The organism is Paenarthrobacter sp. NPDC092416 (assembly GCF_044755025.1).
Taxonomy (GTDB): Bacteria; Actinomycetota; Actinomycetes; order Actinomycetales; family Micrococcaceae; genus Arthrobacter.
Genome location: NZ_JBIVQG010000001.1, coordinates 149,512 through 173,718, shown reverse-complemented (window position 1 = coordinate 173,718; position 24,207 = coordinate 149,512). Strand labels below are relative to the sequence as shown.

21 protein-coding genes are annotated in these 24,207 nt (G+C 62.6%); 11 read left to right on the top strand and 10 right to left on the bottom strand.

Annotation, left to right across the window (positions count from 1 at the left end; all coding sequences use genetic code 11):
- Nucleotides 1-17: 17 nt before the first annotated feature.
- From ACIQC5_RS00785 to ACIQC5_RS00765, 5 genes are all read right to left on the bottom strand, one after another.
- Complete coding sequence (locus tag ACIQC5_RS00785; protein ID WP_400277718.1) at nucleotides 18-824, bottom strand: PIG-L deacetylase family protein; 807 nt, start codon at nucleotides 822-824, stop codon at nucleotides 18-20.
- Nucleotides 825-1,910, bottom strand: coding sequence for a glycosyltransferase family 4 protein (locus ACIQC5_RS00780; protein ID WP_400277717.1), 1,086 nt, complete (start codon nucleotides 1,908-1,910; stop codon nucleotides 825-827). It lies immediately after the preceding gene.
- A 130-nt stretch (nucleotides 1,911-2,040) separates the two neighbouring features.
- Complete coding sequence (locus ACIQC5_RS00775; RefSeq protein ID WP_400277716.1) at nucleotides 2,041-3,597, bottom strand: lipopolysaccharide biosynthesis protein; 1,557 nt, start codon at nucleotides 3,595-3,597, stop codon at nucleotides 2,041-2,043.
- A 13-nt stretch (nucleotides 3,598-3,610) separates the two neighbouring features.
- Nucleotides 3,611-5,050 carry a glycosyltransferase family 4 protein gene (locus ACIQC5_RS00770; protein ID WP_400277715.1) on the bottom strand — a complete coding sequence of 480 codons (1,440 nt, stop codon included), beginning with the start codon at nucleotides 5,048-5,050 and terminating at the stop codon, nucleotides 3,611-3,613.
- A complete protein-coding gene (locus ACIQC5_RS00765) occupies nucleotides 5,047-5,844 on the bottom strand; it encodes a glycosyltransferase (protein WP_400277714.1) in 798 nt (265 codons plus the stop codon). Before ACIQC5_RS00765 ends, ACIQC5_RS00770 begins: the two co-directional genes overlap by 4 nt.
- A gap of 190 nt (nucleotides 5,845-6,034) precedes the next feature.
- Here ACIQC5_RS00765 and ACIQC5_RS00760 point away from each other — a divergent pair, with 190 nt between their 5' ends.
- Nucleotides 6,035-8,254: a S9 family peptidase gene (locus tag ACIQC5_RS00760; RefSeq protein WP_400277712.1), complete on the top strand. Its 2,220-nt coding sequence runs from the start codon at nucleotides 6,035-6,037 to the stop codon at nucleotides 8,252-8,254.
- A gap of 65 nt (nucleotides 8,255-8,319) precedes the next feature.
- On the opposite strand, the gene ACIQC5_RS00755 is transcribed toward ACIQC5_RS00760, so the two are convergent.
- Both ACIQC5_RS00755 and ACIQC5_RS00750 read right to left on the bottom strand, forming a co-directional pair.
- Nucleotides 8,320-9,132 carry a class I SAM-dependent methyltransferase gene (locus tag ACIQC5_RS00755; RefSeq protein WP_400277710.1) on the bottom strand — a complete coding sequence of 271 codons (813 nt, stop codon included), beginning with the start codon at nucleotides 9,130-9,132 and terminating at the stop codon, nucleotides 8,320-8,322.
- Nucleotides 9,133-9,151: 19 nt separating this feature from the next.
- Complete coding sequence (locus ACIQC5_RS00750; RefSeq protein ID WP_400277709.1) at nucleotides 9,152-9,535, bottom strand: STAS/SEC14 domain-containing protein; 384 nt, start codon at nucleotides 9,533-9,535, stop codon at nucleotides 9,152-9,154.
- A 240-nt stretch (nucleotides 9,536-9,775) separates the two neighbouring features.
- Between ACIQC5_RS00750 and ACIQC5_RS00745 the strand changes: the two genes are divergently transcribed.
- Nucleotides 9,776-11,419 carry an ATP-binding protein gene (locus ACIQC5_RS00745; protein ID WP_400277708.1) on the top strand — a complete coding sequence of 548 codons (1,644 nt, stop codon included), beginning with the start codon at nucleotides 9,776-9,778 and terminating at the stop codon, nucleotides 11,417-11,419.
- Between the two features lie 82 nt (nucleotides 11,420-11,501).
- Here the strand turns inward: ACIQC5_RS00745 and ACIQC5_RS00740 are convergent, their stop codons facing one another.
- Nucleotides 11,502-11,675: a hypothetical protein gene (locus ACIQC5_RS00740; RefSeq protein WP_400277707.1), complete on the bottom strand. Its 174-nt coding sequence runs from the start codon at nucleotides 11,673-11,675 to the stop codon at nucleotides 11,502-11,504.
- 108 nt (nucleotides 11,676-11,783) lie between these two features.
- Between ACIQC5_RS00740 and ACIQC5_RS00735 the strand changes: the two genes are divergently transcribed.
- Complete coding sequence (locus ACIQC5_RS00735) at nucleotides 11,784-12,815, top strand: hypothetical protein (RefSeq protein WP_400277706.1); 1,032 nt, start codon at nucleotides 11,784-11,786, stop codon at nucleotides 12,813-12,815.
- Nucleotides 12,816-12,817: 2 nt separating this feature from the next.
- A complete protein-coding gene (locus tag ACIQC5_RS00730) occupies nucleotides 12,818-14,374 on the top strand; it encodes a putative bifunctional diguanylate cyclase/phosphodiesterase (RefSeq protein WP_400277704.1) in 1,557 nt (518 codons plus the stop codon).
- A 63-nt stretch (nucleotides 14,375-14,437) separates the two neighbouring features.
- On the opposite strand, the gene ACIQC5_RS00725 is transcribed toward ACIQC5_RS00730, so the two are convergent.
- The gene (locus tag ACIQC5_RS00725) at nucleotides 14,438-14,998 is read right to left on the bottom strand and encodes a GNAT family N-acetyltransferase (protein WP_400277703.1); all 561 of its coding nucleotides are present in this window, start codon (nucleotides 14,996-14,998) and stop codon (nucleotides 14,438-14,440) included.
- Nucleotides 14,999-15,129: 131 nt separating this feature from the next.
- Here ACIQC5_RS00725 and ACIQC5_RS00720 point away from each other — a divergent pair, with 131 nt between their 5' ends.
- From ACIQC5_RS00720 to ACIQC5_RS00710, 3 genes are all read left to right on the top strand, one after another.
- Nucleotides 15,130-15,594: a hotdog fold thioesterase gene (locus tag ACIQC5_RS00720; protein ID WP_400277702.1), complete on the top strand. Its 465-nt coding sequence runs from the start codon at nucleotides 15,130-15,132 to the stop codon at nucleotides 15,592-15,594.
- Between the two features lie 6 nt (nucleotides 15,595-15,600).
- Nucleotides 15,601-16,950 carry a phenylacetate--CoA ligase PaaK gene (gene paaK, locus ACIQC5_RS00715; RefSeq protein WP_400277701.1) on the top strand — a complete coding sequence of 450 codons (1,350 nt, stop codon included), beginning with the start codon at nucleotides 15,601-15,603 and terminating at the stop codon, nucleotides 16,948-16,950.
- A 91-nt stretch (nucleotides 16,951-17,041) separates the two neighbouring features.
- Entirely contained in the window at nucleotides 17,042-17,644 is a 603-nt protein-coding gene (locus tag ACIQC5_RS00710) for a TetR/AcrR family transcriptional regulator (RefSeq protein ID WP_400277699.1), read from the top strand.
- A 335-nt stretch (nucleotides 17,645-17,979) separates the two neighbouring features.
- Here ACIQC5_RS00710 and ACIQC5_RS00705 read toward each other — a convergent pair whose 3' ends face one another.
- Nucleotides 17,980-18,387: a VOC family protein gene (locus ACIQC5_RS00705; protein ID WP_400277698.1), complete on the bottom strand. Its 408-nt coding sequence runs from the start codon at nucleotides 18,385-18,387 to the stop codon at nucleotides 17,980-17,982.
- A gap of 164 nt (nucleotides 18,388-18,551) precedes the next feature.
- Here ACIQC5_RS00705 and ACIQC5_RS00700 point away from each other — a divergent pair, with 164 nt between their 5' ends.
- The 4 genes from ACIQC5_RS00700 to ACIQC5_RS00685 are packed head-to-tail and all read left to right on the top strand — an operon-like array spanning nucleotide 18,552 to nucleotide 24,154.
- Entirely contained in the window at nucleotides 18,552-19,907 is a 1,356-nt protein-coding gene (locus tag ACIQC5_RS00700; RefSeq protein WP_400277696.1) for an MFS transporter, read from the top strand.
- Nucleotides 19,908-19,950: 43 nt separating this feature from the next.
- On the top strand, nucleotides 19,951-22,167 hold the full coding sequence (locus tag ACIQC5_RS00695; RefSeq protein WP_400277695.1) for an arylsulfatase: 2,217 nt from the start codon (nucleotides 19,951-19,953) through the stop codon (nucleotides 22,165-22,167).
- 9 nt (nucleotides 22,168-22,176) lie between these two features.
- Nucleotides 22,177-23,148, top strand: a complete 972-nt coding sequence (locus ACIQC5_RS00690) for a nucleoside hydrolase (RefSeq protein WP_400277694.1) — start codon at nucleotides 22,177-22,179, stop codon at nucleotides 23,146-23,148.
- Nucleotides 23,135-24,154 (top strand): LacI family DNA-binding transcriptional regulator, encoded by a 1,020-nt coding sequence (locus ACIQC5_RS00685; RefSeq protein WP_400277692.1) that lies wholly within the window; start codon nucleotides 23,135-23,137, stop codon nucleotides 24,152-24,154. Before ACIQC5_RS00690 ends, ACIQC5_RS00685 begins: the two co-directional genes overlap by 14 nt.
- The last annotated feature ends 53 nt before the right edge of the window (nucleotides 24,155-24,207 follow it).

Genomic DNA, 24,207 nt, shown 5'->3' with positions numbered 1-24,207 from the left:
GCTGTGAGAAACAGCGGCTAGTCGACGTTGAGTTGTCCGGGCACAAAGTACGTTTCCGGTTTCAGGGGGATTACTCCGCTGGGGAACAGGGCATCTGCCTGCGTGGGATACTGCCTGATGCGCCCGCGTTTTGCGTCGAGTCCGGTATCCCAGGTCCACGGCACAAAGCCCAATTTGGACATGTGCGTTTTGTCCGGGACGGCAGCCAGATCGTAGGGAAAGTCTGAGTACATCACCACGTTGTCCGGGTGTCCTTTGCCTACCTCCCGGGTGATCAGGTGGTCCACATGCTTCCCCACCCCTGCCGGGCAAAACAACAGCTCAGCTTTGGTTTGTGCCATGAGTACGGCGATGTCGGAGCGAAGCTGGCGGATGAGGGCTCGATCACCCTTGGCGATCCTGCCCATCGCGATGTCGAACCGGTAGGTGGGGTAGCGGTGAGTGAGCTCCGGGAGCAGCCTCTCCCACTCGCTGCTCCCCAGCAATGGTGGCTTGCGCCGTCGTCGAAACAGCGCGTCCACTTCGCCAAGGTGGATGGATTGAACTCCCATGTCCTGCAGCACGGCACGGTCCTCCGACCGCCTGGCCTGAAACAATTCCCCAGCGTCCGGAACGGTGCATTGGCGCATGAAGGATCGGGCTGCCCGCGTGTGGGGTGATGGCATTGCCTCAGTGAACAGCGTTGCCACGATGATCTGCCGCCCTTGGGCCTGGGCTTCAATAAGCGAGCCGCATGACAGGACTGCATCATCCAGATGGGGTGACAGGAACAGCCAGGGGGCGTCGCCCGCCATGGAATGTTCGACTCGTGATCGGAGCGGCATTCAAGCCCTTTCGGCGTGGTCGGCTTGTGGCCGCCGGGTTTGAGGGTTCTTCAGTTCAGTGAGAGCGGTGCGATAGGCCTGCGCCTGCTTGTCGGCGAGCGCATCCCAGTTGTAACCGGCGGCAAACTTCCGCCCTTGCTCAGCCACGTGCTCCAGCCCCGTTTGGGAGTAACGGGAGGCAATTTCATCAGCCAGTGCCAGAACATCGAAAGCCTCCACTACCCACCCGGTACCGGGCGGGATGATCTCTTTCAGGCAAGGAATGTCGAAGGCAATAACGGGAGTGCCTGCCGCGAGCGCGTCAATGGCCACCAGCCCGAAGGTTTCGTGCCGCGAGGGCACTACCAGCAGCCGGGCATCGCTGAGAACCTGGAACTTCTTTTCCCCGGACAGCCACCCGAGCACCTGCACGCGCTCGGAGAGACCCTTGTCCCGGACGGACGTGCGCAGCCGTTCCTCGTCCGGGCCTGTTCCGGCGATCAGCAGTTTGCCTTCTACCCTTTCGCAGGCGTGCGCCCAGGCTTCCAGAAGGAGATCCAAGCCCTTGTGCCCGTACTCCAGTCGTCCGATGAAGAGGACATCCTTCCCCAGCCGGGGTTGGTTGTTCCAGACTCCAGGATCTACGCCGTTGCCGATGACGTCCACATGCAGGTCCGGGTTCAGTTCCTTTAACCGATCCCCGATGCCCTGCGAAACCGAGATGAGCCTGCGGTGCTTCCGCACGCCCAGTCGCTCTATCCAGTGCAGGGGCAGCTTGTACTGCCGTGCCTTGTCCCTGGCATGCAGCCATTGGACAACACCGATGGTGGGGCGCTTGGTCCAGAGCGGTGCGGCCATGGTCGAAAACGGAGCGAAAAAATCCTCCACCACCAGCTCGGTAGCCGACCGGCGCTTGCATACCTCGAACGGTAGCCGCGCAATATAGGCCACTAGCCTGGTTAGGCGGCTACTGCCCTTTCCGAAGCCGATGGGCACATAGTGCACGCCGTCTTCGACGCGTTCCTGCCAGCCTGGATAGCGGGTGGTCAGCACTGTGATCTGGAAGCCCTTTGTCGCCAGACGCCGATTGATTTCGTGCGTCCTCACTGATCCCCCGCCTGCCCCGGGCATTCGCGGATCTTCAAAGCCCAAATGCAAAACTTTCATAGCTGTCTTCCCGTCTATACATTTCTGGAGGGCAGCACCCTGCCCGTTGCAACTCCACAACTCCGCCGAATCAGCAGCAGTGGCGTCCTCTTTGAGAAGCACGTCGGTGAGGTGCGCCATGCGACCGGCGGCCGGTAGATTTGCTGCGTCTGCCAACCTGCCGACGTCGGGAAATCCTGAAGTCGTTCCTGTGCGGCAGCATGCCGCGCTGGTGGGCAAGAACGGTGGCACCGCTGATGCCGGCAAGAAGCAACCAGAGCAAGGGCTGCAGGTGCGCGGCGCCGGCAAGGACCACGATCAGGGCGAACGCCAGGATGGCGAACCTGCCCGTCCCCTTTCCCTGGTTGGCAGACGCCAGCACTGGACGCGCCAAGAGTGTCAGGACCAGGCCGGCGGTCACCGAACCGACGGCGGATCCCACGGCCATTCCCGAGACGGCGTTCAACTGCCAGCCGATCCACAGCCCGCCAATAACCAGAACACACGCACAAGCAAGGCCGATTTGGCAGCGGCGGTAGGCACGCATGGCAAGGAGAATGGTGGCGAGCACCATCAGGACGGCATAGCCAAGACCGGAAGCCGCCAGCCATGGCAGGAGTCCAAGGGAGCCGTGATACTTCTGCGGAACGATGAGGCCGGACATCAAGGGCGGTGCCGTGGCGATGATGGCGAAGGCCACCACCACAAGCTGCCCGAACGAGGCGAAGGAAGCGCCCAGCACCTCGCTGACCTTGACTCCAGGGGTGCGAAGCAAGGGAAATGCCACTAGCGCTGTCCCCGCAGCCACGTAGACGGGCCCCTTTGCAATGGTGGCGAGCGCTTGGAAACCTGCCGCCTCAACCGAGCCGTTGTCCAGAAAGCCGACCACTACGACGTCGATCCCCACCAGCACGGACACGACGCACAGGACCGACGCAATATCGCTCGTTTCGGCCCATCGCCACTTCTGAAGCAGCACCCCCGGACGCCAGCGGAGATCCCGATAGAACGACCACGGCACCACAAGAGGAGCCAGGCACCCCGCGACAAAACCGAGGACCGCTCCCCCGGCACCCCACGCCATAACGATCACCAGCAGGCTGAAGATCAGCCGCAAGACAACCTCGCCGATGGTGGACACTGCGTACCACGTGAAGCGGAGTTCGCCCTGAAGCCACCCGGCGGGCGCATTCACCACGAAAATGACAACGGCTGCCAGAGCCACCACTGCTGCCAGGTCCGGGCTGGCAAGTGCGAGAGTCACGCCGCCGGTGATGGCCGCTGCGGCAATTCCCGCCAGACAGGACACGAAGACCGAGAAGGCCACGCCGTTCCGCCGCTCTTCGGACCCTTCCGGATGCACGGCGACCACGTGGGACAGAGGAAGCGGAACCATTGCATTGGCCACGATCCCCACCACGCCAAGGATCATCGCGGCGGCGGCGAATTGTGTGTAATCCGCTGTCCCCAGCATGTTGGCCATGAGCAGCGTGCACGCGTAGCTGACCACACCCACCAGCCCCGCCGACACAGCCAGGAAGCCACTGTTTTGAGCTATGTTGACGTCGCGGTTCGGCGTCCTTCCCCGGCTTTCAGCTCTGGGCCTCAAGCGCACTGCGGTGGTTATGGCATGTTCGGATGAATCCACTGATTAGCTACCGTTACTGGCCATCGTTGGCTTCGGCCGGGGCGAAGACACGTCCGGGCCCGGCAAGCAAGGTGCTGCGGCTTGCCGATCGGATCTCCGCAGTGGCTACGCCGATCTTCTTCATGGCGGCAAATGCCTCGAACTCGTCCCGGCCCTTCATAATGATGGATACGTGACCGTCGGCCAGGGCATACTCGTCGGTCGGCCTCAGGGCGGTTGTGAAATCAATGCCCTGAGGAACCTCGAAGTGAACCAGTGTGGACAAGTCCGAGTGGGAGGCGCGTGGATCTCCGCCGTCACGGCGCATCTTCGCTTCCGCCAGGAGCACCCCCGTGAGCAGCATGGTGCTGCGTTCCCAGGTAAAGCAGCGGGCCCATTCACGGCACTCGCCGGAGACCATGGTGGCTGCTTCGGGTTCAGTCAACTCTGTGATCGCATCAACCATGGCGGGTCCGAAGTCCGTAGGATGGTCCACCAGCCATCCCGTACGACCGTCCACTACAGAATCCCTGATTCCCGGAACCCGCAGCGCCAAACACGGCACGCCCCAGGCTGCGGCCTCGACTACTGAACAACCCCAGCCTTCTGACGCCGACGTGGTGGCAGTCATCCATGCACGGCTCAACAGGGTGTCACGGACCTCATTGGGTTGGTATCCGTGGAAAGTGATGGCATGGTCCAGGCCGAGGTCCATGGCCAGTTGCTGCAGGCGGGCCCGTTCGGGACCATCCCCCACTATGTCCATGCGCAAGGTGGGAAGTCTCCGCGCGGCCACGGCGAACTGGCCCAGTAGCAGGTCCAGCCGCTTGTGGGGCACCAGACGGCTCACGACGGCGATGGTGGGCTCAGCGGCCCGCACGGCAACAGTGGGTGGAATGTCGATGGTGCCGTTCGGCACCACGTGGATGGGGCCCGTGAATCCAAGCTTTCGCAGCTCCAGACGGGTTGAAGGCGATACCGCCACGATGGCGCGCTGCCCGTACACCGTCTTGGCGCCACTGCTTTCGAGGAAGCGGCCCAAAGCGGCCATGGGCGGGGAGAAGCGGGTGCGGAACTGTTCTTGATGCACGTGGTGGACCAGCTGGACGATCGGGATGTCGCTACGCAGGAATAAGGGAGAAAAGAACGGGATTCCGTTTTGGCAATCCACCACGGCATCGAACTGGCCGTTGGTGCGCAGGAGTCTCATCGCGGCCTGCCCGTAGATGGAGAGTGCTCCGCCACCGCGCAATATACGGATGCCGTCAATGATCTCCTCGGCTGACTGGCCGGTGTCCCGGCCGGTAAACCACGTGACATGAACTCCGCTGCTCACCCATCTGCGCGAGATTTCATGCATGTACTGCTCGGCGCCGCCTGCCTGAGAATGCCTGACATCGCGCCAATTGAGCACCAGTACATGTTTCCCGGCAAGCTGCGTTGGGGCACTTGTGGCCGCAGCCGCCTCAGTCACGGCGCCACCTTCTGCAGTTGGAGGACCGACGCAAAACTTGCGACTCCGTCGTGGAAGGGCCGGAAGGTGGATTCTGCTCCGTCCGTCCAGGCCACGGGCAGCTCAACTATCCGTGCCTCATCGTGTTGAAGGCGGAGAAGGAGCTCAACATCGAAGGCGAAACCCGTGGTTCGGCACTGCACCATGGCCGCAGTGAGAGCATCCCGTTCAAAGAACTTGAAACCGCACTGAGTATCGAGGATGCCTTTCACCTTGGATTTGGTGAGGGCCCGGAACGCCTTGCCACCCATGCGCCGGCCAAGCTGTTGCGGGCGTACCAACGTGGAGCCCGGCGCGTGGCGCGAAGCGATGACCGCTGATGCACCAGCGTCAAGATGCGACATCGCCGTCGTCAGCGTGTCCAATGGCGTGGCGAGGTCGGCATCAAAGAAGCCTGTGTACTTGGACGTCCCGCTCAGTAAGCCACGGCGAACAGCTGCTCCCTTGCCGCGGCGCGAACACCCCACCAGGGAGATCTGTATGCTGTCTCTCTTCTCCTGGGAAATCCGGCGAACCACCGCTCCCGTCTCATCCACGCTTCCGTTGTCCACCACCACAATGCGCGAAGTCCACGGTTGGCTTGCAAGGAAATCGACGGTACTTATGAGGGTGTCGGGAATTCGCGCGGCCTCGTTGTACGCCGGAATGATGACCTCAAGGTCAACCTCGGAACGGCGCAACGAATCAGTGCGTCGCCGCTCGTGGGGCCTCCCCCGTTTGCCGATGTGGATACTGGGCGAATGAAGCAAACCCATCTGAACCTCCAAGATTCCGGAACGGCACCAAGTCGTGCTCGCCTCCTAAGCAGTGGGAAGACACCCCAAGTCATGACGCGAGTCTGACGTGAAGGTTCAAGTTGTTCCCGTCCGGGCCTTAATGAGCAGGTGCGGGCGCTCTGAGCGAAATCGCTGGTTCCTTGTCAGAGTGCGTCTATAGAGTTGCCACATGAGCCACACCTCTCCCGCATCCGCCCCTGCCACCACCTCGGAGGCGCTCCCTCCGATCGCCAAGCATGTTCCCAGCCACCGCGAACACCACGGCGACGTTTTTGTGGACAACTACGAGTGGCTCCGGGAGAAGGAATCGGCTGAGGTGGTAGACCACCTCAAGGCCGAGAACGCCTACCAAGAGGCGGTGACGGCTCACCAGGAACCGTTGCGTGAGGCGATGTTCCAGGAGATCAAGGGCCGCACGCAGGAAACGGACCTCTCTGTGCCCAGCCGCAAGGACGGTTGGTGGTACTACAGCCGCTCCGTGGAGGGCAAGGAATACAGCATCCAGTGCCGCGTCCTGGCTCAAAACACCGGCGACCCCGTGGCGGACTGGACTCCGCCGTCGGTGGAGCCGGGCGTCGACATCGACGGCGAGCAAGTGCTCCTGGACGGCAATGTGGAAGCCGAGGGCCAGCCGTTCTTCAGCATGGGCGGTGCCGCCGTAACCGTGGACGGCACCCTGTACGCGTACGCCGTGGACAACTCCGGAGACGAGCGTTTCACCCTCCGAATCAAGGACCTCCGTACTGGCGAGCTCCTCCCGGACGTCATCGAGAACATCTTCTACGGCGTGGCTTTCTCCCCTGACGGCACCCGACTTTTCTATACGGTGGTGGATGATTCCTGGCGTCCGTACCAGGTGAAAGCGCACGTGTTGGGCACGCCGGTCACCGAGGACGCGATCATCTATCAGGAAGACGACGTCGCCATGTGGCTCGGCTTTGATCTCGCCTCGGACCGCCGTCACTTGATTCTTAGCATCGGCTGCTCTGAGTTCAGCGAAACGCGCCTGCTGAAGTTCGCGGACTACGACGCCGGTCTGACCACGGTCATCCCCCGCGAAGAGCACATTCTTTATGAAGCCGAGCCGTTCCTTCTGGAGGGCGAAGAGACCCTCCTGCTGACGCACAACAAGAACGCCATCAACTCCATGGTGAGCCTGGTACAGCCAAGCGAGCTCAGCAAGCCGCTGGCCGAACAGCACTGGCGTACCGTCGTCGAGCATTCTGACGACGTTCGCGTCAACGGCGCGGGCGTAACGTCCACGCACGCGGTGCTGTCCGTCCGGAAGGACACCATCGAACGTGTCCAGGTATTGCCGCTGGCGGGCCTCGGCACGCCGCAGCAGGGCGCTCCCATTGAGCCCGCGTTCGACGACGAACTGTACACGGCAGGCGTCTCCGGCTCGGACTACGAGGCTCCCGTAATCCGCATGGGCTACACGTCGTATTTCACGCCGTCACGCGTCTACGACTTTGTCCTGCCCACCGCTGAGCTGCCCGACGGCCAGCTGCTGCTCCGCAAGGAAAGCCCGGTCCTGGGCGGCTACAACGCCCAGGACTACGTAGCGACGCGTGAGTGGGCGACGGCCGACGACGGCACCCGGGTACCGCTGTCGGTGCTGCGGCACGCTTCTGTGCAGCCGGATGGCACCGCCGCGGGTCTGGTGTACGGCTACGGCTCCTATGAGGTCAGCATGGATCCAGGCTTCGGCGTGGCTCGTCTTTCGCTGCTGGACCGCGGGATCGTGATGGTCATTGCGCACATCCGCGGCGGCGGCGAGCTGGGCCGCCAGTGGTACGAGGACGGCAAGAAGCTCAGCAAGAAGAACACCTTCACGGACTTCATCGCCGCTACCGACTGGCTGGCAGGCTCGGGCTGGGCGGATTCCTCGCGGATAGCAGCCATGGGCGGTTCCGCTGGGGGCCTGCTGATGGGTGCCATCGCGAACCTGGCCCCGGAGAAGTATGCCGCGGTAGTGGCGCAGGTACCGTTCGTGGATGCGCTGACCACCATCCTGGACCCCGAGCTGCCGTTGTCCGCCCTGGAATGGGAGGAATGGGGCAACCCCATCACTGATCCTGAGGTGTACGCCTACATGAAGTCCTACACCCCCTACGAGAATGTGCGGTCAGTGGATTACCCCAAGATCGCCGCCGTGACCTCGTTCAACGACACCCGCGTCTTATACGTGGAACCCGCCAAGTGGGTGCAGGCGCTGCGCTCCGTTTCGACGGGTTCCGAGCCGATCGTCATGAAGATCGAGATGGACGGCGGACACGGTGGCGCGTCGGGCCGCTACGTGCAGTGGCGGGAACGGGCGTGGGACTACGCCTTCGTTGCCGACTCCCTTGGCGCCACGGAATTGCTCCCGGGAGCAGGGCTCAAGTAGCAGCCCGTTCTGCTCGCCCGGAGACCCGGTTGGATGTTCTCGCAGCGGGCTGGCCCCGGCGCGTGTCAGCCTTTGCTCTGCGCGCGGAGGACCGCGAAATAGCCGGGGATCACGTCCGGGTTGGAAGGATTGCTCAGCGGTCGCGTTTCGATGCTCGCCGGACCGTCCTCCACCAGGCTCCAGTCCGCCGTCGGGAACGCCTTGGCACGTTGCGCTGCGCCAAAGCGGCCCGGCATGGGCAGTCCGCGGATGGCCCCCTCCAATGGCGCCGGTATGGAGTTCCGTGTGGCGCCCAGGTGGCTGACGTAGTCCACAGGACTGCCGGGAAAGTTGGTTTCGGCCAGGAAGACGCTCCCGCGGCGTCCGACGACGGGCAGCAGGTTGCGTGCCAAAGCTGCCCGGCCGTCGCGGTCCAACACGTGCAGGACGCCACGGATGAACACGTTCGCATCGCCGGTCATACCGGCCGCATTCAGCGCGGTCGCGATGGTTCCCCCAGCATCAGGTGCCGTTATGTCGCACACGGCGAATGACGCCGTCGTACCTTCCCCTGATTCGAACCGGGCACGTTCAACCGCGTTTGCTGAGTAGTCCACGCCCAAGGCGTGCGGGAAACGATCGGCAAGCAGGCGCGTGAAACTGCCATTGCCGCATCCAACATCAACCACCGGGAGACGGGGATCGAGGTGCTCCAGTTTGGCAAGATATCCCTCCAGCTCGTGGTCGCTGCCGGAGTCCCACAGAACATCGCCACTGGCTCCGGTTGACCGGACATTTCCCCAGAATCGGTCCCACGCCGTGAGCGGATCTTTGGGCGCGCCGGAAGAAAGCCTGATGAGGCGCGGGATGAGGAGGTACTTCCTGAGGGCGGCGAACACTCTCCAAATATAGGCGGCGTTAGCCTTCTTTCAGCCAGTCCATGGCCTCCGTTTCGGAGGTAAAGAACCGCGTAGGGCAGGGAGCTTTGAAAATACCCATGAAGAAATTGGCAATAACCCTGTCCACCGGAGACGAACCCAGCAGGGCAATTCGGTTGGCTTGGCAGGGTTTGGCAAACACCGAGCGGGCACCCCGGGTGACGTCATTCGTGGTGGCCATGTCCACGATCATGGGGTGCCGGTCAACGCCGCACAACTCGTTGACCCGGTCCATGGCCCGTTGGGCGTCGGCTTCCTTGATTCTGGCTCCGCGGGGCCATGTCAGCCTCAGAATTCCGGGCTCCTCAAGTTCCAGCTCAAACATCACTTGCTGGTGGTCTTGAGGTGCTGCTGGCTGATCCACAGTGATACTCCAGGAGGCTTGGGTGGCAAAGCGGCTGTCAGCAGGTCCCCGGCCGGACTGACAATCTCTAGGCTTACGAATCCCGTGCTGAATGTAAAGAGCAGCTCTTGCATTGCGTCGTGAAAAGGTCGCAGGCTAAACCCAATTGCTGCTGTGAGGCCGTTGGCCGGGATACCGCTGATATGGTGTTCCCAAATCACGAATTACCGTGGAACGCAGCGTTGTAACGGAAGGGGCTCAGTGGGTACGAACGGGGCCAGTATTCAGCACGTTTCCCGCTCCGCCGTGGTTGCGGATTCAGACGCCGCTCGTTTGGCTTTGACCACCGACGCACTTGTGGCTGCCGGTTTCGACATCATTGCCGCCTCAGACCATGAATCCCTGACCGTACAGCTGGCCGAAAACAGCCCGTCCGTGGTGGTCCTGGAGAACTCCCTCGGCCACGGACTCCACAGTCCAGGTGTTCCGGTCCTGCTGCTCCTGAACCCCGGCGACTCCGTTAATCTGGACGACGTCGAGGCACTGCGCGAAGTGGACTACGTCATGAGTCCTGTGCGCGCCGAGGAACTCACCCTGCGCGTTGAAACGTTGATCGGACGCGCCCGGGAACGGCAAAGGGCGCGCGAAGAAGTTGAGGCCCTGCGTGAGAGCCTCCGAAAAGTATCCGCAGCCGTCCGGGCAACCAACGACTCCCAGCGCATAGCGGACCATGTTGTCAGCGGCTTCGGCGAAGCATTGGGAGTGGACCACGTTTGGTTCGCGACTTTCCGTGACGAGCGCGTCCCACTCATCCGTGCGCAATGGAACCGGCCCGGGCTTGCGCAGCTCCCCGCGAAGCTTGGCGCCAGCGAGGACGCCGTTGCCGAGGTTGCCAACAGCCTCTGGACCGAAGCTGACGTCCTTGCCGTGTCAGATCACGCCGCGGAACCTGCCACCAAGGTGTCCTTGGCACTGCAGGAATGGTCCGGTGAACTCAATCCAGTGTCATCGGTGATCCTTCCAGTAGGAGAAGGACCGTCGGCCCTTGGCATCGTAGTTCTAGCCACCGTGCACGACCATCACGAGTGGACCCGCGTGGAAATCGCCCTCATGCAGCACGTAGCAGGCAACGTGGCACACGGACTTATCCAAGGCCACCTCATCAGTGCCCAGCAAAGGGTCCTCCAGCAACTGCGGGCCTTGGACAAGGCCAAGACGGACTTCCTCGCCACGGTCAATCACGAGCTACGGACGCCCCTGACCTCCATCACGGCCTACCTGGACATGATCCGGGACGGTTCCGGGGGCCCCGTTCCGGAAGGCATCGAAAAGATGCTTGACGTCATCGCCCGGAACTCGGACCGGTTGCGCAGGCTCATCACGGACATGCTGACGGTCTCCAAGCAGGACGGCAGCAGCCTGAACCTCAAGCCCGTGGACATCGCCCAACTCCTCCAAGTGGTGGTGGCGACGCTTCGACCCCAGGCCGAGTCACGGCACGTCTCCGTCGACTTTGACGAGGGCGCCGAGGACATTGAGGTCACGGCAGACGAAGCCCAACTGGAGCAGGTCTTCACCAACATCGTGGCCAACGCCATCAAGTTCACCCCAGAGGGCGGCAAGGTGGGGATCACCAGCGAGCGTTCCGCCTCAAAAGACGGCGGGCGTTCGGTGCTGATCCGCGTTGCCGACACAGGGTTGGGTATCCCGGAGCACGACCTGCCGCACGTCCTGACGCGATTCTTCCGGGCATCCAACGCGACCTCGACGGCGGTCCCCGGAAGCGGACTCGGCCTTGCCATAGCCCACGACATCATCAGCCGCCACATGGGGCGCCTGGAACTTGACTCCACTCTGGGCGCCGGAACCACCGTTTCCGTGGAATTGCCGGTAGGTGGCCCTTAGGTGTTAAAAACTGATGTCCCGGGCCCAAGCCCCGGGACATCAGTTTTATGTCAGCCTGTTACAAAACAGGCTCACCGGATATTTAGTTCGGCCACCACCCAATGCTGGTGGTGCTTGTGGTCGTGGTGGTGCTGTTTGGCCACCAGCCGATTGCCTCGGTGTTGGTTTCCTGTGCCGGTGCTGCATTGACGGTACCCACGAATCCGGTAACCGCCAGAATGCCTGCCATAAGCAGCGTGGCTGCAAATTTTTTCATCAAGTGTGCCCCTTTTCAAACTGATGCGAACTTAGCGTGTGACCTGAAAAAAGGTCACGGGGCTCACTATACGAGGAATTCGACGCTAAGGACATGGATAATGGGCACATGCCAAGTCCCCAACTAGCTCCCCATCTCGTGGCCGGGCTCAACGCACGCGCCAAATGGAAGAGTCGGGACTTCGACGAGGCATTCCGGCAGGCTGGAGAAGCGTCCGAGCTTGCCAATGAAGCCGGTGACGACATGGCTTGGTGGGACATGAAATCCTTGCAGGCTGAGTGTCTCCGCGACCACGGCAGGATCACTGAATTCCTGTCGTTGGCCACCGAATTGATGGAGAACAGCCTTACAACGGCATCCCCGGAGCTTGGCGCCCGGGCCGGTACCATGGTCGCCGTCGCGCTGCAGGGATTGGGCCGCCTTGCCGAGGCGGCAACGACTGCCGCCGACGCCGCGAAACTCGCCGCGGGTGACCCCGATTTGGTCTACGTGCAGATCCTTGCCCAGCGGGCATTGATTGCCGCCTTGGCCGAAAGCCGGCAGCTTGAAGATGCTTGGCGGGAATGCCTGGAATTGGAAACCCTGCTAAGCGACTATGTCGACGAAGACACAGCAGGCAAAGGTTACTGGGTGATCGGAAATGTAGCCTTCCTGGCCGACCGCGTTGCGGAAGGAAGCCGATACCACGACCTCGCGGCTGAAAGGCTTTCGCCGTCAAAGGACGTGGATTTGTGGGCCAGGTTCAATCGTGCTTCTGCGGAAATGCGCCTTCAGGCCCGTCTCAGCGATGCTGCAACACTGCGTTGCATTGAGCGGGCCGAGCTTGCCACCGACATTGTTGGCGGATCCGAGCGCGACCATATGGAAATGTCATTGGTCCGGGCTCATTGGAATTACCTCAGTGGCGATATGCACGCGGCCATAGCCATTCTTGAACCGCTGTGTGCGAAATCGTCCATCTTGGCGACCCAAACCTCGGCCGAGGCCCACTTCCTTTTGGCACGGGCACTGGTTTCTGCTGGTCGCGGCAAGGATGCCCTGACGTTCTTTGGTGAAGCGGCCGGCCTTTTCGACCAAGCCGCGCTCCCGGAACGCGGCACCGCTGTCCGCGACTATCTGCGGGACACGGTTGGGGAGTAAGCATGCCGGAAGGGAGCATGTATTCCGGAAAGGACCCCCGGCTGGGGTTGCTTCTGGACGGAATCGTCCGGTTGGCCGCCGGTGACCTGAACACACGAATCGAAGTGTCGGACGCCCGGGACGAGATCGACGCCGTCATCATGGGCACCAACCTGCTGGCAGAAGACCTCCAGATCATTTACGAGGAGCTGGAACAACGCGTAGCGGCCAGGACGCAGCAACTCCATGAGGCGCATATGGAAATGCAGCACATGGCCATGACCGATCCCCTCACGGGCCTCTACAACCGCTCGGCTTTTGCCGCCGCCTTGAACGAAGCTCAGGAAAAGGGGGCTACGGGTAGCAAACGTCCGGCCATCCTGCTGCTCGACATGGACGGCTTCAAGGGCATCAACGATTCCCTGGGCCACACCATCGGCGACCAGGTCCTGACGATCGTCGGCGACCGCATCGGCGGCGCCGTCCGCGAGGAGGACATGGTGGCCCGTATGGGCGGCGACGAATTCGCTGTTCTGCTGCAGGAGGTCACTCCTGCCACGGCCACCTCCATAGCCGGCCGAATATTGGCTGCGGTGGACCAGACCATGGAAGTGGAAGGTGAACACATCCGCTGCGGCGTCAGCATGGGCCTCCGCATGGCAGACCCGGGCCAGAGCGCCCAGGAATTGTTGATGGAAGCCGACATTGCCATGTACGAGTCCAAGGGTGATGGCCGGGGCAAGCTCAAGGTCTTCGAACCGTCCATGCTGCACGCCCGGCAAATGCGAAACCAGCTGGTGAGCGAACTGAAAGAAGCAATTGCCGGTTCCCAACTGGTGCTGAACTATCAGCCCATCATCCGACTGGAAACGGGCGAGATTGAAGGCGTGGAGGCATTGGTCCGCTGGAACCACCCCACGCGCGGCATCATCATGCCGGACGAGTTCATCCCTGTGGCCGAGGAAACCGGGATGATCTCCGACCTCGGCATCTGGGTGCTCCGCACCGCCGTCGAGCAGTTGCAGCGGTGGCGCAGCCACCCGCTCACCGCACACCACAACTTCAACATGCGCATCAACATCACGGCCGCGGACCTGCAGCGCCTTGATTTCGTGGAGGACGTCCGGGAAACGCTGCAGTCGGCGGGGCTGGAACCGTCACAGTTGGTCTTGGAACTGACGGAAAGCGCGGTCATCCAAGGCAACGACCTCGACCGATACACATTGATCAGCCTGGAGCGGCTCGGTGTCGGCATGGAAATCGACGACTTCGGTACGGGCTACTCCTCGATCGACTACCTCCGCCGGTTGCCTGTGCACGCCGTCAAGGTGGACCGGTCGCTGCTCTCCGCCCTCGGCAGCGATCCGGCGCAGCCTGCGCTCCTGGCCGCGGTGCTGCAGCTGATCCGCGCATGCGGCCTGGGTGCTGTGTGGGAAGGCATCGAGACGGCCGAACAGGCTGAGTACCTGCTGAGCATCGGGTGTACCAGCGGGCAGGGCTACTTCTTCAGCCGGCCGTTGCCCGAACCACAGCTCACCGAACAGCTGATGCACCACAAAGTGTGGCCCATTCGGGACTGAACGCACGACGGCGGGCGGCTGGTTTTGCCTGCCATGGCGCGGCAGGCGTCAGGGCTTCCGGCTTCAGGCCTGTCGGTGCGCCCGCCACTCGGAATCGAGGATGGCATAGATGTTCTCGCTGGCCCAAGCGCCCTTGTAGTGCCAGTTGTCCACCAGAGTGGCCTCCAAACGCATCCCGAGACGCTGGCAAATCCCTGCCGAGCCGGTGTTCAGGGCATCCAGCTTGGCGTCGATCCTGTGGAAGTGGAGTTGGTCGAAGGCCAGTTTCATCACGGCTTCTGCTGCCTCCGTGGCGAATCCCTGACCACGACCCTCCGGGTGCAGAATCCACCCGAGCTCAGCCTGCCCGGACCCTTCGAGCCATTTGAGGACAATCTCACCCATCAGTCCGGGTCGGTCACGGCGTTCGATGGCCAGGCACGCCCAGTCACCTTCATGCTTGAACTGGGAATTCGCGTAGCGGCCCAGGACCTCCATGGACTGCGTCATGGTCAGTTCGGGGCGCAGGAGGAACCGTGCCGTCTCGGGAAGCGATTGGTACGCGTGGAAACGTTCGAGGTCCCTTGCCTCGAAGCGCCGCAGGATGAGTCGTTCGGTCAGGATCGGAAGCTCGATTTCGGGCATGTCTTCGAGGCTACCGCGCCTCGGCAAATCCATGTCCCGCGCCTCCCCACATCCATGTCCAGTCTTGACAGTTCGAGCGATCTGGGATTACCTAATGAACATTCGGTAAATAAAGCTGGAGGCAATGACGCATGGTTGAAACAACCCTCTCCGGTGCATCGCACCACATCCTGACCAACGACTACGCGTCCGAATGGATGGGCATCGAGGTCCTCAAGATCGACGACGGCCATGCCACCATCCGCATGCACCTCCGCCAGGAAATGCTCAACGGCTTCGGCATGGCCCACGGCGGAATGATCTTCGCCTTCGCGGACACTGCCTTCGCGCTGGCCTGCAACCCGGCCAACCCCACGCCCAAGCAAGCTGCCAACATCACGGTGGCATCCGGCGTCGACATCAATTTCATCAAGCCGGCCTTCCAAGGCCAGGTGATTACCGCCGTCGCAAATCGCCGCGCCAGTACCGGACGCAGCGGCCTCTACGACATCCAGATCTACGCCCTCACCCCCTCACCTGATGCCGAGTCCGACGCCGAGCCCGGAGAACTCATCGCAGAGTTCCGTGGCCGCAGCCGCACCATCTCCAAGAAGTAGGAACCCATGACCCAGAACACCGTGGCCGCACCCGCCGCTACTACCTCCAAGGACAGTGCCCCCGTGCTGGACCGTGAAGAAACCATCTCCCGCGACGAGCTCGAAGCGCTACAGCTGGCCCGCCTCCAGCACACCGTTGCCTACGCGTACGATCGCGTGCCGCTGTACAAGCGCAAGTTCGACGAAGCAGGCGTCCACCCCTCGGACCTCCGCGAGTTGAGCGACCTCGGCAAGTTCCCGTACACCACCAAGGAAGACCTCCGCCTGGAGTACCCCTTCGGCATGTTCGCGGTCCCGCAGGACCAGGTTGCCCGCATCCACGCGAGCTCCGGCACCACCGGCCGCCCCACCGTGGTGGGCTACACCAAGAACGACCTCGCCAACTGGGCCACCCTGGTTGCCCGCTCGCTGCGCGCCTCGGGCGTCCGGCCCGGCATGAAGGTCCACAACGCCTACGGCTATGGTCTCTTCACTGGCGGCCTCGGCGCGCACGCCGGCGCTGAAGCGCTTGGCTGCACGGTCATCCCGATGTCCGGCGGCCAGACCGAACGCCAGATCCAGCTCATCCAGGACTTCAAACCCGACGCCATCCTGGCCACGCCCACGTACCTGCTGACGATCGCCGACGCCATGGCACACCAGGGCATCGACCCCACCTCCACGTCGCTGAAGTACGCAGTGCTTGGCGCGGAACCGTGGACGGAAGAGATGCGTCACGAACTCGAAACCACCATGAACATCAAAGCCTCGGACATCTACGGGCTCTCCGAGGTCATGGGCCCGGGCGTCGCCGGCGAAGCCGTTGAAACACAGGACGGCTGCCACATCTGGGAAGACCACTTCCGCCCCGAAATCATCGACCCGTTCGACCACTCCACGGTCCTGGGCGACGGCGAACCCGGCGAGCTCGTCTTCACGTCTTTGACGAAGGAGGCGTTGCCGATCATCCGCTACCGCACCAAGGACCTCACCCGGCTGCTGCCCGGCACCGCACGTCCGGCGCACCGGCGCATGGGCCGCATCACCGGCCGCAGCGACGACATGATCATCCTGCGCGGCGTGAACCTCTTCCCGTCCCAGATCGAAGAAATCGCCCTGCGCATCCCTGAACTCAGCCCGCACTTCCAGCTCGAAATCACCCGGCCCGAAGGCAAGCGCATGGATTCACTGACGGTGAAGATTGAGCGCCGCGAGAACGTTCCGTCCGAGGCAGGCACGACGGCGGCGCATACCTTGCGTGAGCAGATCAAGATTCACATCGGGTCCTCTTGCGTGGTTGACGTGGTTGAGCCGGGCTCGCTTGAACGGTCCAACGGGAAGCTCCGCCGGATCTACGACATGCGCCCCAAAGGCTGAGGTTTTGCGTTCGCCGCATGTCAGCCTCGAATCGCTGACATGCGGCGTCGCCGAACAGGAGCCCGCCTAGAGATCGTGAGAAAATGCCACCATGCCTACTGAGACCACCACTAAGCGCGGACGGCCCGGTTACGACCAACAATCGGTGCTCCGCATCGCCGTCGACGTCTTCAACCGGCACGGGTACGACGCAACGTCCATGGGCATCCTGGCCGAGAACCTCGGGATCTCCAAGTCAGCCATTTACCACCACGTGCCGTCGAAGGGCGACCTGCTGAAGCTCGCGCTGGACCACGCCCTGGGTGGTCTCGAAGCCATCCTGGACGAACCCTCAGCAACCTCCGGGCCCGCCGATGCGCGGCTCGAGTTCGTGCTCCGGCAAACCATTGCCGTCCTGGTGGACAGACTGCCGTTCGTGACACTTCTTCTGCGGCTCCGCGGCAACACGGAGATTGAGCGGAACGCCCTTGAACGACGACGCGCGTTCGACCACAAGGTGGCAGCGCTGATCTCCGCAGCCCGTGAGGACGGCTCCCTGCGCCAGGACATCGATCCCCGCACGGTCACGCGCCTCCTTTTCGGCACCATCAACTCGATCGTGGAGTGGTACAAGCCCGGCGGCTCCCTGTCCCCGGAGAAGCTCGCGGACGACGTCATCACCATGGCATTCGACGGACTCCACACGGCGGCTTAACCCCCTCTCACATCCCGGCCCGTTTGGCCCCACGTTCTCCCACATCCCGGCCCGTTTGGGCCAACGCTCTCCCACATCCCGCCCCGTTTGGGCCAACGTTCTCCCACATCCCGTCCCGTTTGGGCCAACGTTCTCCCACATCCCGTCGACTGGGAAGGCGAGCCGGCACCGCCGTCGTGAATGACGTCACGTGAAAGAGGATCCGCCGAAAGGCGCCGGGACGTGAAAGAGGATCGGGCCTACGACGCCCAACCACGCCCCGTCCACGCCTGGCACGGCGAAACGCTTCCCCTGAGGGGGAAGCGTTTCGTGTTCGTGCGGCAAGTGCCTGCCGGTCAGAGTTGGTATTCAGCCTGCTGGCCGAGGGTTTCATGGATGCACAGGACGTTGTTCTCGGTGTCCATGAACCAGGCGCATTTTTCGGCATCCGTGGTGCAAATGTGGTTTTCGGTCTTGAGGTCGGGCTCGTCGTAGTCCTGGAAAGTTACGCCGTGGGCTTCCATCTCCTCCACTATCCGCTCGATGTTCTGTACTTCAAAGCTCAGGGCGGTGTGACCGGAGTGCTTACCGTCCGTGACGGGCAACAATTGCAGCATGGGGCCGCCGTCGTTGCCGAACAAATCATTTCCACCCCAGGTCCTGCCGCGGTGCGGGAGGCCGAGCTTTTCCGCATAGAACATGCGTGCACGGCTCATGTCATCGACGGGCAGGACAGTAGTGGCTGTGTTGAGGGCTAGATGCATGTGGCCACCTCCTACGTTGGAAATCTTACGCTCGCCAACTAACCCTTGACAGGTGTCCAGCCCGGCTCTACGGTTATGAGATCGATCCCATCCTCTGAAGAAGGAACCATTGCAGACGCGTATGAGATCGATCCCACAGATATTGTTAATCGACGAGGACTAACATGAACCCCCACCCAACGATCCATCCGTCAAAGGCCCCTGCGAAGACTTCTCCGTGGACGGCCGCCACTGCCAGCACTATCGGCTCCGTGCTGGAGTACTACGATTTCTTCGTTTACGGCCCCATGGCCGCACTCGTCTTCGGCGCCATTTTCTTCCCAAGCGGCGACCCCGGACTGGCCGCGGTCCTCTCGCTGAGCACCTTCGCCGTCGGCTTCATCGCCCGCCCCCTCGGCGGCATCGTGATCGGACACCTTGGCGACCGCGTGGGCCGAAAGAAGATGCTCCTCTTCACGTTCTTCCTCACCGGCCTTGTCACTGTGGGCATCGGCCTTTTGCCCACATATGCCCAGGTCGGAGTATGGGCACCGATCATGCTCGTTTCGCTGCGTTTCCTGCAAGGAATCGGGCTCGGTGGCGAGTGGGGCGGGGCCGCGCTGCTCGCCGTCGAACATGCACCGGAAGCCAAGCGTGGCTTCTTTGGCAGTCTTGTCCAGGCCGGGGCACCGATCGGTGTCATCCTGTCCAGTGGCGTCGTCGCGATCCTGACCGGCACGTTGTCACGGGCGGACCTGCTGGCATGGGGCTGGCGGATCCCGTTCCTGCTCAGTGTCATCCTGGTCATTTTCGGCCTGGTCCTCAGGATGAAGATCTCCGAAACACCTGACTTCGAAAAGGCAGCAGCCACACCCGCCGCCAAAGAGAAATTGCCACTGGTGGTCGCCCTTCGCCGTTACCCCAAGCAAATCCTGGCCATGATCGGCGTGCACGTCAGCGACACCACCTTGGGCTTCATGCAGGGTGTCTTCATCATCGGCTTCGCTACCACCACGCTGGGCATCAGTCCCACTGTTGCCCTGATGGCCAATATCGCCTCATCCATCACCAACTTGATCACCACACCCCTGGCTGGCATCATTTCGGACCGATTCGGCCCGCGCCGGATCCTGGTGACCGCCACCGCGGCCTTGGCACTCTGGGCCTTCCCGATGTTCTGGCTCATGGAAACCAAGAGCGTTGCGGCCCTGTTCGTGGTGATGTCGGCCAACGGCATCATTGTGGGAATGCTCTTCAGCCAGCAAGCCACCCTGTTTGCCGCAGTGCTGGACCCAAAGGTCCGCTACACCGGCATGTCCATCGGCTTCCAGGTTGCCACGGTGATCGGCGGCGGCTTTGGCCCACTCATTGCCCAGGCCCTTCAGAACAACGCCGGCGGGGCAACGTGGAGCATCTCCGGATATCTGGTGCTCGTAGCCCTGGTTGCACTGGGCTGCGCCGTCTACCTGACCTCCCGCAGAGTCCAGTACGTCGCAACAACTCCCGCAGCGGCCCCGTCCTTGCACGCTCCACAGCGCTGACCCACCCGACGCACAAGCATTGAACAGAACGGAAACCGCAGCAATGCAGCAGGAATTTCGCGGCCGCATCGGCACCACAGTGGCCGAATCCGAAGCTTGGTGGCCCGAGCAACCCGGAGCCAACAGCACCGCACCCAACATTCTCATGGTCATCCTTGACGACACCGGCTGGTCCGATTTCGGGTGCTTCGGCTCGGAAATCGACACACCGGCCATTGACGGACTGGCAGGTCACGGCCTCAGGTACACCAATTTCCACGTCACACCGCTGTGCTCCCCCACGCGGGCCAGCTTGCTGACAGGCCGCAACCACCACTCCGTGGGTATGCGCTTCCTGGCCGACGCGGACACAGGGTTCCCCAATTCCCGCGGCTGCGTCCGCCCGGACGTGCCCCTCCTCCCTGAGGTTCTGCGCAGCAAAGGGTACGGCACGTACCTGGCCGGCAAATGGCACCTTGCACCACTGAATGAGCTCACGCCTGCCGGCCCCTTCCACAACTGGCCCCTGAGCCGCGGATTCGACCGCTTCTACGGGTTCCTCGACGGCTGCACGGACCAGTACTCCCCCGAACTCGTGGCCGACAACCACAGCATCGAGCCACCGTCCCGGGACGGTTATCACTTGAGTGAGGACCTGGCCGATCAATCAATTCGCTTCCTCAAGGACCACACCACCTACAGGCCGCACGCACCGTTCTTCCTCCAGCTCGCCTTGGGAGCCACACACGCTCCTTTCCAGGCACCGCGGGAGTACATCGAAAAGTACGTTGACGTCTTTACCAAGGGTTGGGACAAGACCCGTGCCGAACGGCTAAAGCGACAGGTGGAACTTGGCGTCGTGCCCGACGGGACGGCCCTCACCGAACGGCTGGATGAAGTCCGGGCCTGGGACGACCTGGACAGCACGGAGCAAGACGTATTCGCACATTTGCAGGCAGCCTTCGCCGGCTTCCTGGAGCACGCAGATGCGCAGATTGGCCGCGTACTGGAGTCCTTGAAGGCCATGGATCTGTACCAGAACACCATCGTGCTGGTCATGTCGGATAACGGCGCTTCCCGTGAGGGCGGTCCCTCTGGTGATGTGGATTGCAATGCTCCGTACTCGGGCGTCCGCAGGACCGCCGTCGAGCAGGTCAGTTTGTTGCCAAAACTCGGCAGCCCCCTCGGCGGTGCCCACTACCCTGAAGGCTGGGCGATGGCAGGAAACACGCCGTTCCGCCGCTACAAGCAGTTCGTTGACCTTGGCGGCGTTCGGTCGCCCTTGGTGGTTTCCTGGCCGGACGGAATCAGCTCGGTCGGTGAAGTCCGGGACCAGTTCCTGCACGCGATCGACATCATGCCCACGTTGATGGACGCGGCCGGCATTGAAACGGACACAGCTTTCGACGGCGGGTCAGCAGTTGCGACGTTCAGCGCGGCTGACGCGGACGAGCCACGCGAAACGCAGTTCTGGGAAATGCTCGGACACCGTGCCATCCGCCACGGCGACTGGAAAGCAGTCACTGCCCATATCCACGGCCAGGACTACAGCCAGGACGATTGGCGGCTGTACAACACCCGCGACGACTTCGCGGAGGCAAACAACCTGGCCGATAAAGACCCCGCCCGGCTTGCATCCCTCCAGTCGCTTTGGTGGCAAGAAGCAGAACAGGTCGGTGCGTTTCCGCTTGACGACCGCACGCTGGTGGAACTGCTCACCGCCCGCGGTCCGGCCGGTTTGGTCAACCGCAAGGAGATCATCTTCCGCGCCGGTCAGAGCCACGTCCCCTTGGCGAGTGCGATCACCGGGAGCGATCGAGCCCTGCAATTCACTGTGCACTTGCAGGACTTCCGGCCCGGCATGGAGGGCGTGTTGGTTTCCAGCGGCAACCTGCAGGGCGGGTACGTGCTCTACGTGCGCAACGATGTCCTGATCTTTGAACACAACGCCTTGGGCACTCGCGTGGTGCTGAAGTCGGACGTCGGGATTCCTGGCGGGACAAGCACAGTTGGTGTGCGGCTCACACCTTCGGAGGACCGTTCAGCACGGGTGGAGCTGCTCCACGATGAGGTGGTGGTTGCCGAAACCGGAATTCCCCGCACATCCAGCCACCTCTCTTTCTGGGGCATGGACATCGGTGCTGACCCCGTGAGTACTGTTTCCACGGAGTACGAGGCCCCGTTTGCCTTCCCCGCGGACGCAATCGACCGCGTCGCGTTGCACTTCAGGGACTCCCCGGACTTGGAAGACCTCGCCGAACTCATCGAATCCACGGAATAGGGTACGGGCATGGGACAACTCATTCTGGACGTCGATACCGGCGTGGACGATGCTCTGGCGTTGATGCTCGCCGCACGCCATCCTGACTGGAACCTGCGCGCTGTCACCTGCGTTGCCGGCAACACCAGTCTGGAGGGCGTGGTGCGCAATACAATCACGGTTCTCGACGCCGTCGGCGCCACCAGCGTGCCCGTCGCGGCTGGAGCTGCGCGGCCCCTGCTCGGCGAACCGCACGACGCCGGGCACGTGCACGGTTCTGACGGGTTGGCCGATCTTGGTTGGCCTCCGTCCACCCGCGCGCCCGCGGCGATTCACGCCGTCGAACTTTTACGCCGTGAGATTCTGGCGAGTCCTGAGCCCGTCACCCTGGTTCCGCTGGCCCCGATGACGAACATTGCCCTGTTGCTGCGGACTTACCCCGAGGTCGCCACGAACATCGGGCGGATCGTTTTCATGGGCGGGTCGGCATCCGCGGGCAATGCCTCGCCGGTGGCCGAATTCAATGTGTGGCATGATCCTGAGGCCGCCCAGATCGTCATCAGCAGCGGGCTACCGATCACCATGTATGGCTTGGACGTGTTCTACTCAGCCGCCGTGGAGGCGCCCGATATCCGGCTGCTGCTTGAAGCGGACGACGCCGGATGCCGGCTGAGCGGGCAACTTCTGTCCCATTTGGCCAGGGTCAACGGGGACGACTTCCGCTTGACCTCACCTGGGTCAGCCGGACTCGGTGACGCCGGAGCCGTCTGTGCGGTGATCGATCCCGAAGGACTGACCACCAGCCGGCTTCGGGTCGAAGTCAGTTTGTCGACACCGCTGACCCGTGGACAAACCGTGGTGGATCACCGGACCAAGGCCTCGGAGACCACTCTTCCCCACGGTTATCTCAGCCAGGACAGCATCGAGGTGGCATTGGACGTGGACGGGCCGCGGTATGCGTCGCTGTTTCTCGATACCATCAGATCCCATGACGGTAACTAGCCCAGCACCAGCCACCATGATTGATGTCGCCCGGGCGGCCGGCGTTTCCCGGGCCACCGTTTCGCGGGTGTTCACCTCGCCGTCGACCGTAGCGGAAGAGACCCGCACCAAGGTGATGGACGCCGTCGCGCGGCTCAACTACGTGCCAAACAGCGCGGCCCGCAGCCTGCGCAGCGGACGGTCCAGCACCATAGCGCTCCTTGTGGGCGACATCGCCCAGCCCTTCCACAGCCAACTGGCGAAGGCGGTGGCGCATGCCGCCGAAGCACGAGGCTACAGCGTCCTGCTCTGCGACCTCGACCACAGCATTACGCGTCTGGAGCGACTGTTGGACTCCCTTCCGCTCCAAGGTGTGGACGGCGTCATTCTGGCCACCGGTGACAACGTTGATACGCCCCATGTGCGTGCCGCCATTGAGGATGCCGAGGACCGTGGCACAAAAATTCTGCTCGGCACGCCGCAGCTTGCAGGGACCGGCACCCTGGTGATGACCACTGATTATGAATCGGTGGCCTACCAGGCGACGAAACACTTGCTGGACCAAGGTCGGTGGCCGGTGGCACTTCTGGGTGGCAGTACGGCGTCGGTGCTTTCGCCGTTCCTCAAGAGCGGATACCTGCGGGCATGCGCAGAGGCGGGACATTCCGATGTCATCCTTGCTCCCACGGAATACAGCACGGACGCCGCGCGTAGCGCGACGCAGGAGCTCCTTGAATCGTCGCAGCAGCCCGAAGGCATCGTGGCGTCAAGCGTCAGTGTGGCTTTGGGCGCCATGTCAGCATTGGCAGATGCCGGACTGGGGGCTCCCGGGAGAATCGGCCTTGTGGCGTGCGAGGAAGTCCTCTTGGCCGACCAGCTGCGGCCCAGGCTCACGACTGTGGGTACCAAGCTGGATCTGCAAGGTGCTGCCATGGCTGACGCGTTGATCGATGCTATCCAGGGGACGGCGACAGAGAGCCAGGATTGGGCCCCCGCGTTGATTTTGAGGGAATCCAGCGCCGGCTAAGCACAACGCGGGGTCACTTACGGCCCATGTTTCCCGCCAACATGGGCTGTAAG

Bases quoted from the DNA above. Each gene is read 5' to 3' on its own strand.
- ACIQC5_RS00785 (WP_400277718.1), bottom strand. From the start codon at position 824: ATGCCGCTCCGATCACGAGTCGAACATTCCATGGCGGGCGACGCCCCC.
- ACIQC5_RS00765 (WP_400277714.1), bottom strand. From the start codon at position 5,844: ATGGGTTTGCTTCATTCGCCCAGTATCCACATCGGCAAACGGGGGAGG.
- ACIQC5_RS00760 (WP_400277712.1), top strand. From the start codon at position 6,035: ATGAGCCACACCTCTCCCGCATCCGCCCCTGCCACCACCTCGGAGGCG.
- ACIQC5_RS00740 (WP_400277707.1), bottom strand. From the start codon at position 11,675: ATGAAAAAATTTGCAGCCACGCTGCTTATGGCAGGCATTCTGGCGGTT.
- ACIQC5_RS00735 (WP_400277706.1), top strand. From the start codon at position 11,784: ATGCCAAGTCCCCAACTAGCTCCCCATCTCGTGGCCGGGCTCAACGCA.
- ACIQC5_RS00730 (WP_400277704.1), top strand. From the start codon at position 12,818: ATGCCGGAAGGGAGCATGTATTCCGGAAAGGACCCCCGGCTGGGGTTG.
- ACIQC5_RS00725 (WP_400277703.1), bottom strand. From the start codon at position 14,998: ATGCCCGAAATCGAGCTTCCGATCCTGACCGAACGACTCATCCTGCGG.
- ACIQC5_RS00720 (WP_400277702.1), top strand. From the start codon at position 15,130: ATGGTTGAAACAACCCTCTCCGGTGCATCGCACCACATCCTGACCAAC.
- paaK (WP_400277701.1), top strand. From the start codon at position 15,601: ATGACCCAGAACACCGTGGCCGCACCCGCCGCTACTACCTCCAAGGAC.
- ACIQC5_RS00710 (WP_400277699.1), top strand. From the start codon at position 17,042: ATGCCTACTGAGACCACCACTAAGCGCGGACGGCCCGGTTACGACCAA.
- ACIQC5_RS00705 (WP_400277698.1), bottom strand. From the start codon at position 18,387: ATGCATCTAGCCCTCAACACAGCCACTACTGTCCTGCCCGTCGATGAC.
- ACIQC5_RS00700 (WP_400277696.1), top strand. From the start codon at position 18,552: ATGAACCCCCACCCAACGATCCATCCGTCAAAGGCCCCTGCGAAGACT.
- ACIQC5_RS00695 (WP_400277695.1), top strand. From the start codon at position 19,951: ATGCAGCAGGAATTTCGCGGCCGCATCGGCACCACAGTGGCCGAATCC.
- ACIQC5_RS00690 (WP_400277694.1), top strand. From the start codon at position 22,177: ATGGGACAACTCATTCTGGACGTCGATACCGGCGTGGACGATGCTCTG.
- ACIQC5_RS00685 (WP_400277692.1), top strand. From the start codon at position 23,135: ATGACGGTAACTAGCCCAGCACCAGCCACCATGATTGATGTCGCCCGG.